Here is a 12,887-nt window from a genome sequence, read left to right as displayed (position 1 = left end):
CCTCCTGGCGGACGGCGGGTGCCGTCCGTGCCGCAGGACGGGGGTGGGGCCGCGGGCGCCGTCCGCCTCGCGTCGGGACGGCGCCCGCGGGATCAGGGGGTGCCGAGGAGCGGTGCCAGGGCGGTGCCGCGGGCCCGCTCGACCAGGGGCGCGGCACGGCGGGCGGCCAGGGTGAGGGGCAGCCCCACCGCGACGCCGACCAGGGCGCCGGCCAGCACGTCGTGCGGGTAGTGGACGCCGATCCAGACCCGGGAGGCGCCCATGGCGACCGCGGCGAGCACAGCGACCGCGCCGATCCTGCGGTCGACGACCAGCAGTGCGGCGGCCGCGGCGAAGGCGACCACGGTGTGGTTGCTGGGGAAGGACCAGTCGCCGGCCCCCGGGCACGCCTCCAGGGTGGGGGTGTGCGGGAGGGAGATGCAGGGCCGGTCCTCGGCGACCAGGGCCTTGACCACGGAGTTCACGCCGTACGCGAGGACCGTGGCCACGGGGACGGCGAGGGCCCGGGCGGTGTCGGCGGCGCCGCGGCGGCGGGCGGCCCACCAGCCGGCGAGCATCAGCACGGCGAAGACGGCGAGGCCGTAGTCGGACCAGAGCAGGACCGCGTGGTCGAGCCAGTGCGGGGTGCGGTGGGCGGCGTCGGTGACGTCGGTGTACAGGCCGCCGTCGATGCCGCTGCCGTCGAAGGCGAGCAGGGAGGGGGCGGGGGCGGGGGTCATCGGGCCTCCTCGCGGGCCTGGCGGGCGCGGCGGGAGCGCAGCAGTTCGAGGGCGAGCGGCAGCAGGGAGACGGCGACCACGAGCGCGACCAGCGGGAGCAGGTAGCGGTCGACGTTCGGCACGGTGGAGCCGAGGGCGTACCCGGCGAGCACCAGGCCGACCGTCCAGACGGTGCCGCCCACGACCTGCCAGAGGGTGAAGGTGCGGGCGGGGACGTCGAGGGCGCCGGCGAGCGGGTTGAGGACGGTGCGCACGACGGGGACGAAGCGGGCCAGGACGACGGCGCGGGCGTGTCCGTAGCGGGCGAGCAGCTCCTCGGCGCGGACGGCCCCGTCGTGCAGCCGCCGGTTGCGGGAGCGTTCGAGCAGGGCGCGGCCGCCGCGGCGGCCGATGAGGTAGCCGCACTGGGCGCCGGCGAGCGCGCCGGCGACGGAGGCCGCGAGGACCTGGGGCAGGTGCAGGTGGGGGCCGCCGTGGCCGCCGGGGACGCAGAGCAGGCCCGCGGTGAACAGGAGGGAGTCGCCGGGGAGGAAGAAGCCGACCAGCAGGCCGGTCTCGGCGAAGAGGACGACCGCGATGCCGAGCGCGCCGAAGGCGGAGAGCAGCGACGAGGCGTCGAGCACGTTGACCGCCAGATGGGCGGGGAGCGCGGAGACGGGGGATGAGGACACTGCGGGCGGGGCCTCCCATACTGGTGCGTGGCGGTGCTGCGGACCGCCCGAACGTCTACAATCATGTAGACGTTCTCTCGATGGTAGAGGATCCCGGGAGGAACCGCCGACATGTCCGAGCTGCCCGCCCCCCGCCGCCCCCACGGCGAGCTGGAGGCCGAGGTGCTGGCCGCGCTCTGGGCCGCGGGGCGCCCCCTCACCCCGCAGGACGTCCAGCAGGCGCTCGGCGGCGGACTGGCCCGCACCACCGTCGCGACGATCCTCGGCCGGCTCCACGAGAAGGGCACCCTGCTGCGCACCCGCGCCGGGCGTGCCTACGCCTACGTCCCCGCCGTGCAGGACACCGCCGGGCTCGCCGCCCGCCGGATGCGCTCCGAGCTCGACCGCGAGCCCGACCGCTCCACCGTCCTGGCCCGCTTCGTCTCCGACCTCTCCGCCGACGACGAGCGGCTGCTGCGGGAACTGCTCGGCGACAGCCCGGAGGGCGGCCTCCCGGAGGGCGGCTCCGCGGGGACCGGCGGCACGCCGGCGCGCGAGGAGCCCGCATGATCGTCGCCGTCTGGATCCCGCTGCTGCTGCCGCTGCTCGCCGTGCCCGCCGCCCGCCGGCTGTCCGGCTGGCTGCCGCCGCGCGCCGCGGCCTGGACGCTGGCGGCCACCGGCGTCCTGCTCGCCGCCGCCGCGGGCGCCTCGCTGGGCCTGCTCGCCGCCGCCGGACTGCTGCGGCTGCCCCCCGTCGCCGCACTCGGCCACCTCTCCCTCCCGTGGCTGGAGCGCATCTCCCCCGCCGCCGGGTACGTCGCCGTCCCCGCGGCCGCCGCCCTCGCGGCGGGCGCGGCGCGGCTGCTGCACGCCGCCGCCCGCCACCGGCGCGACCTGCGCGCCGCGCGGACCGCCGCCCTGGCCGCCGCGGGCGCCGGGGACGGCCTGGCCGTCCTCCCCGAGGAGCGGGCCGACGCCTACGCCCTGCCCGGCCGCCCCGGCCGCGTCGTGGTGACCGCCGGGATGCTGCGGGCGCTCGGCGCCGACGAGCGCGCCGCGCTGCTCGCGCACGAGCGGGCCCACCTCGCGGCGCGCCACCACCTCTTCCTCGCCGCCGCCGAGTACGCGGCCGCGGTCCACCCCGCGCTGCGCCTGCTGCGGGAGCCGCTGGCGTACCACCTGGAGCGCTGGGCCGACGAGGCCGCGGCCGCCTGCGTGGGCAGCCGCGCCCTCACCGCCCGGGCGGTCGGCCGGGCCGCCCTGGCGGCCGCGGCCCCCGCGCGGACCGGCGGACCGCGGCGGCCCGGCCTGGCCCCGGCCGCCCACGCCGGACCGGTGCCGCGGCGGGTCGCCGCCCTGCTCTCCCCCGGGCCGCAGCCCGCACCCGCGCGCCGCCGGACCGCGGCGGCCCTGCTGCTCGCCGCCTGCCTGTGCACGGCCGCCGGGACGGTCCTGGAGGCCACGCACGACCTGCAGGAGACCGTCGAGACCGCCCAGGCCGTCCCGGCCCCCGCGACCGCGCCCCGCTGACCGGCGGCCCCGCCGGCCGGACGGTCCGCCGGCCGCGGCCCGGCCCCGGGGATCGCCCGGCCCCGGCCGCCCCTGGCAGCATGGGGCGGTGACCAGCAGCGAGAGCCCCGTCCAGGCCGGCGCCCGGCGCCGGATCACCGTCCTCGGCGAGAACGTCGCGGACGCCTTCCCCGTCCCCGGGAGCGGTCCGGGAAGCGCCCCCGGGGACGGCCCCGGGGACGCGGGGGACGGCCTGTCCCTGCGGGTGCTGCCCGGCGGCGGCCCCGCCAACACCGCCGTCGCCCTGGCCCGGCTCGGGACATCGGTCCGCTTCCTGGGCCGCCTGTCGGACGACGTCTTCGGCCGGCTCTTCCGCGCCCGGCTGGAGGCCTCCGGCGTGGACCTGGCCGGCAGCCCCGCCGCGGCCGAGCCCAGCACCCTGGCGGTGGCCGACCTCGACGCCGCCGGGCAGGCGTCCTGGTCCTTCCACGCCGAGGGCACCGCCGACTGGCAGTGGACGGCGGAGGAGCTGGCCGCCGCCCCGCTCGACGGCACCGCGTGCGTCCACACCGGTTCGCTCGCCCTCGTCCGGCGGCCCGGCGGCCCCCGGGTCGAGGAGTGGCTGGAGGGGCTGCGCGACCGCGCCACCGTCTCGATCGACCCCAACGTCCGGCCCCTGCTGGTGCCGCCCGCCGACTACCGGGCCGGGCTGCCGCGCTGGTGCGCCCTGGCCGACCTGCTGCGGCTCAGCGAGGACGACCTGGCGCACCTCGCGCCCGGCACCGCCCCCGGGCAGGCCTGCGACGACTGGCACGCCGCCGGGGTGCGGCTGGTCGTGGTCACCCTCGGCGCCCGGGGCGTGCTCGCCTCCCTGGACGGCCGGCGGGTGTCCGTGCCCGCCGCACCCGCCACCGTGGTGGACACCGTCGCGGCGGGCGACTCCTTCACCGCCGGACTGCTGCACCTGCTGGACGGGCGCGGCCTGCTCGGCGGCCGGCTGGACCGGGTGACCGCCGACGACGTCGCCGACGCCTGCCGGTACGCCGCCCGGGTCGCGGCCCTGACCTGCTCGGTCGCGGGCCCCAACCCGCCCTGGGCGGCGGACCTGGCGGCCCAGGCGCCCCCGGCGGACGGCGGGGGCGCACACGCTCCGGCGGACGGCGGGAGCGCCGGGGGCCCGAGGGGCGCGGCCGGCCGCGCGTGATCCGGGGCGGCCCGGGTCCCGCGGGGGCCGCCCGCGCCCGTGGAGCGGCCGCGGACCGGGCCTCCGGCGGAGCCGGGCGGCCCCTCCCACCAGGGGTTTCCGGAGGCCCGGGGCGGGGTCGGCGGAGCCGGTGAACCCGTTCCGCAGTCGGCCGGTCACAGAATCGGCCCCCGCTGGTACTCTCGTGCCTCTGCCGACGCAGGCGTGTGCCCGTCCCGACCCGTCACGGGGGGAGCGGAGTCGGCGCGCAGCCACGTCGGCCGGTACGGAGGGAGATCGGTGGTTCCCCACGAGGACACCGTCCAGGCGCGTCCGCGCGCCGGAGCGGGACGGCACCGCGGCGGGCGGCCGGTTCCGGAGCACCCGGGGGGCGTGCGCCCCGGACCGGCCGCAGCACGCGGACGCCACGGATCGCGCCGCCGGCGCGCCACACCCCTGGGCCTGCCCGCCTTCCGGGTGTCCGGCGCGGCGATGGCGATGTCGACCGTGGTGGGCATCAGCGTCGCCACCACCTGGATCGTCAGCCTGGAGGGCGGCCTGCCGCCCTCCGTCCGCGTCTCGGACGTCGACGGCGCGTCGTCCACCCCCGACGGCGGCTCCGCGCGCACCGGCGCACCGGCCACCGACGGCACCGGCACTCCCCCGGCCCTGGCCGGACGCGGCAGCCCGCAGCAGTCGGCCGCCTCGCGCGACCGGTCCCCGGCCCGGCCCGGCCCCTCGGTGACGGCCTCCGTCCGCCGGGCGCCGTCCGCGGGCGCCACCCCCCTCGCCCCGACCGGCCCGGCGCCCTCGGCGGGCCGTCCGTCGTGGCCGCCGGCGGGAACGGCACGGACCGGCGGCACGGGGACGGGCGGCTCCCCGGCGGCGGACGGCACGGCGGATGCGGACGGCACGGCTGATGCGGACGGCGCGACGACGGCCCCGGGCGGCGGGGCGACGGCGGACGGCGTGCCCGGCGCCGGCTCCCCCGCACCGGCCGGCACCGGAGGACTCACGGGCGGCACGGCCCCCGCCCCCGCGGCCGGCGGGGAGACCCCCGACAGCACCCCCCTGGTGACGGGGCTCGCCCCCGCCGGCGACGACGAGGGCCTGCACGGCAGCGCGTCCGCGGACACCGCCGACCCCTATGCGTCCCGCGACTCGCTGGTGCTGACGGTGGACGAGAACGTGACCGCGCTCGAGGTCGAGGTCCGGGTCGAGCGCACGGGCGGGACCGAGGACGGCGGGGCGTGGACGACCATGCCGGGCGTCTCCGCCACCGTCGAGCGGTCCGGGAACGCGCTGGTGTACCGGTTCACGCTGCAGCCCCGCGCGACGGTGCCGCCGGGCCGGTACTCCTTCACCGTGCAGTACGCCCACCGGGGCGGCCGGCACGACCCGTCCGGCGACACCTGGCTCGCCTCCGCCTTCGGCGTGGACCACCCGCGCGCGGTGGCGGTGCGCGGCAGCTTCGGCTGACGGCGGTCCCGGGGCCGGCCCCGCACGCGCGCGCCCCGGCCGCCCGGCGGACCGGAAACGCGGGCCCGCCCTGCTTCGTTAGGGTGTGCGGGGCCGCCGGCCGCCGGAGCCCCGCAGGCGGGCCCGGCGGGCCGGACGCCCCGTGCCGGACGCACCGAGGAGGACCACCTTGACCACGGCCCTGACGCAGGGCGGCAACGCCCCGCTCCCCGCCCCCCGGGTGACGGTGGAGGTGACGGCGCCCAAGCGGCTGGACGTCTCCGGGCTGCTGCTCGCCGGGAACGGCAAGGTCCGCTCGGACGCCGACTTCGTCTTCTTCAACGCCCCGCAGGGCCCCGGCGTGACCCACCGGCCCGCCTCGGCGGGCGTCCCCGACGCCATCACCGTGGACACCGCGGCCGTGCCGGACGGCATCCACAAGGTGCTCGTCACCGCCAGCCTGGACGAGGCCGGCGCCACCTTCGCCGGCACCGAGCCCACGGCCACCGTGCGGGACGCGGACACCGGCGAGGAGCTCGTCACCTTCACCCCGCCGCGGCTGACCGTGGAGACCGCCCTGGTCGTGGTCGAGGTGTACCGGCGGAACGGCGCGTGGAAGGTCCGCGCGGTGGGCCAGGGGTACGCCGACGGGCTGGCGGGCATCGCCACCGACTTCGGGGTCGCCGTGGACGACCCGGGCCCGACCGCCGCCCCGGCGGCGCAGGCCCCCGCCGCCCCGGCCCCCGCCCCGGCCGCGGCCCCTGCCCCGGCACCGGCACCGGTCCCGCCGTCGGAGCACGACGCGGACTGGACCCTCACGCCCCCGGCCGCGTCCGCCCCGCCGGTCCCGCCCGCTGCTCCCCCGGCGCCCGCCGCCCCGCCCGCGCCGCCGACCCCGCCCGCGGCTGCGCCCGCGCCCGGCAAGGTCACGCTGGACAAGGGCCGGGTCAACCTGGTCAAGGGCGGCTCCGTCTCCCTGGAGAAGAACGGCCGCCCCTTCCTGTCCGCCGTCCGCATGGGCCTGGGCTGGGAGCCCGCCCACCGCGGCCGCAGCATCGACCTGGACGCCTCCTGCATCGCCTTCGACGCCCAGCGCAAGAAGCTGGAGACGGCCTGGTTCATGAAGCTGTCCGTCTTCAACGGGGCGGTCCAGCACTCCGGCGACAACCTCACCGGCAGGGGCGACGGCGACGACGAGCAGATCACCGTCCACCTGGACGGCCTGCCGCCCGAGGTCTGCGGCCTGGTCTTCACGGTGAACTCCTTCTCCGGCCAGAAGTTCAGCGACGTCGCCAAGGCGTACTGCCGCCTGACCGACGCCGCCACCGGGGAGGAGCTCGTCCGCTTCGACCTCACCGGCGCCGAGCCCCGCACCGGCGTGCTGATGTGCAAGCTGGTCCGGCAGTTCTCCGGCGAGTGGGTGATGACCGCGCTGGGCGAGTACGCCGACGCCAAGACCGCCCGCAAGATGGTCGAGCCGGCGGCCGCCGCCCTCTGACCCCGGCACTCCCCGCCCCGGCGTGACACGATCGTGTGAGGCCGCCCCGGTTCCCGGCCGCGGCGGCCCCACCGGTCTCCTACCTTGATCGCGACAAGAGGAAGGGGTTGCGCCGTGAGCGCGATGGCACACGAGCCGGAAGCGGTGGAGGACAGCCTCCTGGAGAGCTTCCTGGGCCTGCAGACCCCCGAGGGCACCCGTGCCGAGCTGATCGAGGGGGAGATCGTCGTGACACCGCCGCCGGACGGGGACCACGAGGACTGCATCGGGAGGGTGGTCGAGCAGGTCGTCCTCCACTCGGCCGTGCGGATGAGGTTCGCGGGGAACAAGGGGCTGCGGCTGTCCGGCGGAGGGCGCTGCCCGCGGGACCACGCGATCCCGGACGCCGCCTTCGCGCCTGCGGACAAGGACGTCTTCCGCGGCGCCCCGCCCTGGATGCCGCCCGACGGACTCGCCCTGGTCGTCGAGGTCACCTCCACCCGTCCGGAGCGCGACCGCACCGCCAAGCGCCACTGCTACGCCCGCGCCGGCATCCCCCTCTACCTGCTGGTCGACCGCGACCTCTCCCGCACCACCCTCTTCGCCCTCCCCGAGGACGACGAGTACACCGAGGTGCACCTCGCGCCCTTCGGGAAACCGCTGGAGCTCCCGGCGCCGTTCTCCTTCACGCTGGAGACCGAAGGTTTCTGACGGCGCGTGAACCGTTCGGACCGTCCCGTCCGATGAAGGGGCGTGACCGAGACGAACGGCAGGGAGCCGAGCGACGCCGAGCTGCTGCTCGCGGCCGCGGACGGCGACCGCCGCGCCTTCGAGGAGTTCTACCGCCGGTACGCGCCGTGGCTGGTGCTGCGGCTGCGCGCCCGGTGCGCCGACCCCGCGCTCGTCGACGACGTGGTGCAGGAGGCGTTCCTCGACGTGTGGCGCGGCGCGGCCCGCTACCGGCGCGAGGGCGACCCCGCGGGCTGGCTGTGGCGGATCGGCTCGCGGCGGCTGGTGGACGCCCTGCGCGGCGACGGCGCCCGGGGCCGGCTGCGCCAGTCCCTGGCCCGGCTGCGCCACCGTGACGAGCCGTCAGCCGAGGAGCGCGTGTTCACCGGGGTGGAGCACGGCGACCTGGGTGGCTCGCTGGCCCGGCTCTCCCCCGAACTGCGGGCGGTGCTGCAGGCCACCGTCGTCGACGGGCTGACGACCCGCGAGGCGGCGGCACTGCTGGGCATCCCGCACGGCACGGTCAAGACCCGGGCCATGCGGGCCCGCAGGCAGCTGCGAGAGGAGCTCGCATGAGCGCCGACCGGCAGGACCGCTGGCACCTCCCGGCGGACGACCTGGAGGAGTACGCCCGCGGCGCCCTGGAGGCACCCCGGCTCTGGTCGGCGGACGCGCACCTGGCGGCCTGCCCGGCCTGCCGGGACCGGCTGAACGGCCTCGTCGACCCGGCGGTCGCCGACCTCGGCTGGGCGCGGCTCGACGCGGAGCTGGACGCCCCCCGGCCGGGACCGCTGGAGCGGGTGCTGGTCCGGGCGGGGGTGGCCGACCACACGGCGCGGCTGCTCGCCGCGACCCCGCTGCTGCGCCGGTCGTGGCTGGGCGCGGTGGCGGTGGTGCTGCTCTGCGCGGTGGCGGCCGGCCGGGCGGTGCGGGGCACGGGCGAGCCGCTGCTCCTCCTCGGCGTGGCACCGCTGCTGCCGCTGGCCGGCGTCGCGTTCTCCTTCGGCCCGCGGCTGGACCCGATGTACGAGACGGCGGTGGTGGCGCCGCTGCACTCCTTCCGGCTGCTGATGGTGCGGACGGCGGCGGTGCTGGCCGTGACCGTCCCGCTCAGCGGCCTGGCGGCCCTGGCGCTGCCCTCCTTCGGGCCCGACGCGTTCGGCTGGCTGCTGCCCGCCCTGGCGCTGACGGCGGCCGGGCTGGCGCTGACACCGCGGCTGGGACCAGTGGCCGCGTCGGCGCTGGTCGGCGGCGGCTGGGTGGCGCTGCTGGTGGCGGAGCGGCTGCTGTCGGACGCCCGTCCCCTGCCGCTGACCGCGGCCGGGCAGCTCACGGCGGCGGCGTTGGCCGCGGCCGCCGGGGCCCTGCTGTTCGCCCTCCGAGACCGCTTCGACAGCGGCCGCGTGCACGACTCCGTCCGTCCCCTCACAGCCGGGAGGCTGACATGACCGCACCGCCGACCGTGACGGCCTCCGGGCTGGCCCTGCACCACCGGGGGGTGCGCGCCGTGGACGGCGTCTCCCTGGAACTGGGCCGGGGCGTCACCGGGCTGCTCGGCCCGAACGGCGCCGGGAAGACCACCCTGCTGCGGATCCTGGCGACCGCGACCCCGCCCGACTCCGGGGCGCTGTCGGTGCTGGGCCACGACCCCGGCACGGTCCGGGGGCGCCGGGAGGCCCGCCGGGCCCTGGGGTACCTGCCGCAGGACCCGGGCTTCCACGCGGGCTTCACGGCCTTCGAGTTCGTCGACTACGTGGCGGTCCTCAAGGAGCTGACCGACCGCCGGACCCGGCACGCGGAGGTGCGGCGGGTGCTGGACGCGGTGGGCCTCGCGGAGGTGCGGGGGCGCCGGATCCGGAGGCTGTCGGGCGGCATGCGGCAGCGGGTGGCACTGGCCGCGGCCCTGCTCGGCGACCCGGCGTTCCTGGTGCTGGACGAGCCGACGGTGGGGCTCGACCCGGAGCAGCGGATCCGCTTCCGGGAGCTGGTCGCGGAGGCGGGCGAGGGCCGCACGGTCCTGCTGTCGACCCATCAGACGGAGGACGTGGCGATGCTGTGCGGGCGGGTGCTGGTCATGGACCGGGGCCGGGTGCGGTTCGACGGCACCCCGGCGGAGCTGACCGCCGCCGCGCGCGGGCGGGTGTGGAGCAGCGCGGCCAGGTCTCCGGGGGTGCTGGCGGGCTTCCGCACGGGCAGCGGCGAGTTCCGCAACATCGGGGACCCGCCGGCCGGGGCCGCACTGCTGGAGCCCACCCTGGAGGACGGCTACCTGCTGGCCCTCGACGGCGCCGGGGCGGTGACGGCGTGAGCGCGGTGACGGCCCCCCGGAGGGCGGCCGCCGCGCGGGACGACGGCACGCGCGGAGCCGTCCTGGCACTGGCCCGGATCGAGGCCGTGCGGCTGCTGCGGTTCCCGGCGGTCGCGGCGGCGCTGCTGGGCCACGCGGCGTGGCTGCTGTGGCCGGGCGGCCCGTCGGACCGCCACCCCGTCCTGCGGGACGTGGCCCTCTCGACGCAGCTGCCGCTCCTGCTGGCCGGCCTGGCGGCGCTGCTGGGGGCGAACAGCGCGGTCCTGCGGGCCCGCCGCCACGGCGCGGAGGGCTGGTTCGGGACGCTGCTGCTGCGGCCCGGGGGGCGCACCCTCGCCCACGTCCTGTCGGTGCTCCCGACGGCGGCGGTGTCGGCCCTCCTGGCGGTCTGGCGCCTCGGCTGGGCGGCGTCGCGGCCGGGGGCGTCCGGGCACGCCTCCGCCGCGGAGCTGGCGGCCGGCCCGGCGGCGGTGCTGCTGCTGGGAGCGGCGGGCGTGCTGCTGGGGCGGCTGACGGCGTCCGCGTTCGCGGCGCCGCTCGCGGTGGTGGTGGTGATCACCTTCGACTTCGTGCTGGTGACGCCCCCCGACGGCCCGGCGTGGCTCCGGTGGCTGGTGCCGGTCGTGTCGGACGTCGGGCGGCAGCCGCTGCCGGGCCGCCCCGCCGGTGCGCACGTGCTCTACCTGGTCTCGCTGGCGGTGCTCGCCGGGGCCGCCGCCGTGCTGGCCGCGGGCGGGCGCTCGGCGGCCGTGCGGACGGTGGCGGGGGTGTCGCTGGCGGCGGCGGTGGCGGGCGCCGTGCTCCAGGGGCTGCCGATGCCGGGGGCGGAGCAGGCCCGTACGGCCGCCGCCGGACCCCGGCCGGCCGCCCCGGAGACCTCGGCCGCCGCGGCGGCCCGGCCGCACGAGGCCGCGCCGGCCCGGATCGCCCCGACCGTCCGGACCGTCCGGACCGTCGGCGTCCAACGGTGGGGGTGACCGTGGTCCGGACGCTGTTCGTCCCGGTCGGGCGGGCGGTCCCGCGGGCGCCGCTCACGGCGGGCGGCGGGCTCGGGCTGCTCCTCGTGCTCGCGTCCCGGCTGACGGCCCACCCGGATCCGCAGCTCGGCCTCTGGCTGCTGCGGGCGGCGGCGCTGTCCGGGGCGCTCGGCGCCTCGTCCGCCCTGGACGACCCGGCTCGGCGCACCACCGCCGTGGTGCCGGTGCCCCGGCCGCTGCGCGACGGGCTGCGGCTGGTCCTGGTGCTGCCCGTGACGGCCGCGTGGTGGGCGGCGGCGGTGCTGGCCGCCCCCGCCGGCACACCGGTGGGGGCGGCGACCGTCGAGGCGGCTGCGCTGGCCGCCGTCGCGGTGGCGTCGGCCTGCGCGGCCGTGCGGTTCGCCGGGGCCGCCGTCCCGGGGGCACCGGCGGCCGGGGGGCTGCTGGTGCTGGTGGCGGCGGCCGCGGTGCTGCCGGACCGGGCCGCGCTGCTCGTGGCGGCGGGCGCCCCCGGCTGGCGGGAGGCGCACCTTCGCTGGGCGGCGCTGCTGGCGGCGGCGGTCGCGGTCGCGGTGCTGTGCCTGCCCGAGCCGGTGGGCAGGCGCCGGCCGGCGGCCCGCCGGGCCGGGCGGGTCCCCGGGGTTCAGCGGCCGGGGGCGGGACGCCCGGTGCTCCCCGGGCGGTCCCGGTCCGCCGCCGGGGTCCCCGGGGACCCCGCGGACCCCGGGGCCCCCGCGGACCGCGCCAGCTCCCGGTAGTCGGTGGGCGTCATGCCGCAGGCGGCGCGGAAGGTGCGGCTGAAGTGGGCGGCGTCGGCGAAGCCCCAGCGGCGGGCGACGGCGTGGACGGGCAGGTCGTGCAGCAGGGGGTCCGCGAGGTCGCGGCGGCAGCGTTCGAGCCGGCGGGCGCGGATCCACGCCGCCACGCCGAGTTCCTCGTGCTGGAAGAGGCGGTGCAGGAGGCGGAGGGAGACGTTGTGGTCGGCGGCGACCGCCGCGGGGGTGAGCCCGGGGTCGCCCAGGTGCTCCTCGATGAAGGCGTGGACGCGCAGGCGCAGGACCCGTTCGCGGCAGCCGGGGTCCTGCGCGGGTCCGGTGCGCAGGTGCCGGGCGAGGACGGCGGCGAGCAGGTCGAGCGAGACGGTGCCCAGACGGACGGCGTCGGCCGCCGTCCAGTCGGCCGCGCCGGACGCCAGCCGCACCAGGTGCCCGGAGAGCAGGGAGCCGAGGGTGTCGCCGCCGGGGACGCGCAGGCAGGGGAGCCGCCCGGACCGGTCCCCGGGGAAGGGCAGCAGGGCGCGCGGGAACTGCATCAGCACGCCCTCGACCGCGTCCCGCCGCCCGCCGGCCCAGCCCTCCCACGGGCGGGCGCAGTCGTAGAGGAGCAGGTCGCCCGCACCGGCCGTGACGTCGCGGCCGGCCTGGACGATCCGGTGGCCGCCGCGCAGGGTCAGCATCACCTGGCAGTACTCCGCCCCCGCCCGGGCGATCAGCCGGGACGTCCGCCGGGTCTCCAGCGGCGGGTAGGCGAGCGAGGTCACCCGGACCGCGCCGAGGTCGACCAGGCGGGCGCGGGCCAGGAAGTCGCCGTGGTCGGCGGGGCGGAGGAGGTTGGGGATCAGGGCCTCCGCGGTCATGTCGTGCCACCGGCCGAACCGCTCGGCCCGCGGCAGCCGGTCGGTCCGGAACTCCACCACCGTCGTCATGCTTCCCCCCGGTCCGGTCGTCGTGTCCTTCCCCCTTGGAGGACGCGGGCCGCCGCGCCGGGGTTGCCCGGTGCGGACGGGACAGCGGCGGGAACGGGGGGCGGGGACAGGACGGGGCGCGGGGGGCCGCGGCGGATCGTGTCCGCACCGCCGGGAGGGGGGCGCGGGAG

14 protein-coding genes are annotated in these 12,887 nt (G+C 79.1%); 11 read left to right on the top strand and 3 right to left on the bottom strand.

All coding sequences use genetic code 11. The annotated features are described in order from the left end of the window. Nucleotides 1-92: 92 nt before the first annotated feature. Both LO771_RS12255 and LO771_RS12250 read right to left on the bottom strand, forming a co-directional pair. Entirely contained in the window at nucleotides 93-719 is a 627-nt protein-coding gene (locus LO771_RS12255; RefSeq protein WP_230651282.1) for a phosphatase PAP2 family protein, read from the bottom strand. Beyond that, nucleotides 716-1,390 (bottom strand): DedA family protein, encoded by a 675-nt coding sequence (locus LO771_RS12250; protein WP_230651280.1) that lies wholly within the window; start codon nucleotides 1,388-1,390, stop codon nucleotides 716-718. The genes LO771_RS12255 and LO771_RS12250 overlap by 4 nt, the downstream gene beginning before the upstream one ends. A gap of 111 nt (nucleotides 1,391-1,501) precedes the next feature. Here LO771_RS12250 and LO771_RS12245 point away from each other — a divergent pair, with 111 nt between their 5' ends. The 11 genes from LO771_RS12245 to LO771_RS12195 all read left to right on the top strand — a co-directional run bounded on the left by LO771_RS12245 (nucleotide 1,502) and on the right by LO771_RS12195 (nucleotide 11,770). Continuing rightward, nucleotides 1,502-1,939, top strand: a complete 438-nt coding sequence (locus LO771_RS12245; protein WP_230651277.1) for a BlaI/MecI/CopY family transcriptional regulator — start codon at nucleotides 1,502-1,504, stop codon at nucleotides 1,937-1,939. Next, entirely contained in the window at nucleotides 1,936-2,901 is a 966-nt protein-coding gene (locus tag LO771_RS12240) for a M48 family metalloprotease (RefSeq protein WP_230651274.1), read from the top strand. The genes LO771_RS12245 and LO771_RS12240 overlap by 4 nt, the downstream gene beginning before the upstream one ends. A gap of 88 nt (nucleotides 2,902-2,989) precedes the next feature. Next, nucleotides 2,990-4,084 (top strand): carbohydrate kinase, encoded by a 1,095-nt coding sequence (locus tag LO771_RS12235; RefSeq protein WP_230651272.1) that lies wholly within the window; start codon nucleotides 2,990-2,992, stop codon nucleotides 4,082-4,084. 471 nt (nucleotides 4,085-4,555) lie between these two features. Then, a complete protein-coding gene (locus LO771_RS12230) occupies nucleotides 4,556-5,542 on the top strand; it encodes a hypothetical protein (protein ID WP_230651268.1) in 987 nt (328 codons plus the stop codon). 181 nt (nucleotides 5,543-5,723) lie between these two features. Further along, complete coding sequence (locus LO771_RS12225; RefSeq protein WP_230651630.1) at nucleotides 5,724-7,019, top strand: TerD family protein; 1,296 nt, start codon at nucleotides 5,724-5,726, stop codon at nucleotides 7,017-7,019. Nucleotides 7,020-7,142: 123 nt separating this feature from the next. Further along, a complete protein-coding gene (locus tag LO771_RS12220) occupies nucleotides 7,143-7,709 on the top strand; it encodes a Uma2 family endonuclease (RefSeq protein WP_230651628.1) in 567 nt (188 codons plus the stop codon). A 42-nt stretch (nucleotides 7,710-7,751) separates the two neighbouring features. After that, on the top strand, nucleotides 7,752-8,303 hold the full coding sequence (locus LO771_RS12215) for an RNA polymerase sigma factor (protein ID WP_230651265.1): 552 nt from the start codon (nucleotides 7,752-7,754) through the stop codon (nucleotides 8,301-8,303). Continuing rightward, nucleotides 8,300-9,175: a zf-HC2 domain-containing protein gene (locus LO771_RS12210; protein ID WP_230651263.1), complete on the top strand. Its 876-nt coding sequence runs from the start codon at nucleotides 8,300-8,302 to the stop codon at nucleotides 9,173-9,175. The genes LO771_RS12215 and LO771_RS12210 overlap by 4 nt, the downstream gene beginning before the upstream one ends. Continuing rightward, nucleotides 9,172-10,035 (top strand): ABC transporter ATP-binding protein, encoded by an 864-nt coding sequence (locus tag LO771_RS12205; protein ID WP_230651260.1) that lies wholly within the window; start codon nucleotides 9,172-9,174, stop codon nucleotides 10,033-10,035. The genes LO771_RS12210 and LO771_RS12205 overlap by 4 nt, the downstream gene beginning before the upstream one ends. Further along, complete coding sequence (locus LO771_RS12200) at nucleotides 10,032-11,012, top strand: hypothetical protein (protein WP_230651258.1); 981 nt, start codon at nucleotides 10,032-10,034, stop codon at nucleotides 11,010-11,012. The genes LO771_RS12205 and LO771_RS12200 overlap by 4 nt, the downstream gene beginning before the upstream one ends. Further along, the gene (locus LO771_RS12195; protein ID WP_230651255.1) at nucleotides 11,009-11,770 is read left to right on the top strand and encodes an ABC transporter; all 762 of its coding nucleotides are present in this window, start codon (nucleotides 11,009-11,011) and stop codon (nucleotides 11,768-11,770) included. Before LO771_RS12200 ends, LO771_RS12195 begins: the two co-directional genes overlap by 4 nt. Here the strand turns inward: LO771_RS12195 and LO771_RS12190 are convergent. After that, nucleotides 11,656-12,717 (bottom strand): helix-turn-helix domain-containing protein, encoded by a 1,062-nt coding sequence (locus LO771_RS12190; RefSeq protein WP_230651252.1) that lies wholly within the window; start codon nucleotides 12,715-12,717, stop codon nucleotides 11,656-11,658. The two genes, LO771_RS12195 and LO771_RS12190, sit on opposite strands and share 115 nt — an antisense overlap. Nucleotides 12,718-12,887 lie beyond the last annotated feature (170 nt).

This window comes from Streptacidiphilus sp. ASG 303 (assembly GCF_020991365.1).
Taxonomy (GTDB): Bacteria; Actinomycetota; Actinomycetes; order Streptomycetales; family Streptomycetaceae; genus Peterkaempfera.
Note: the sequence above shows the minus strand (reverse complement) of the source record. Positions and strands in the feature narration are given on the sequence as shown.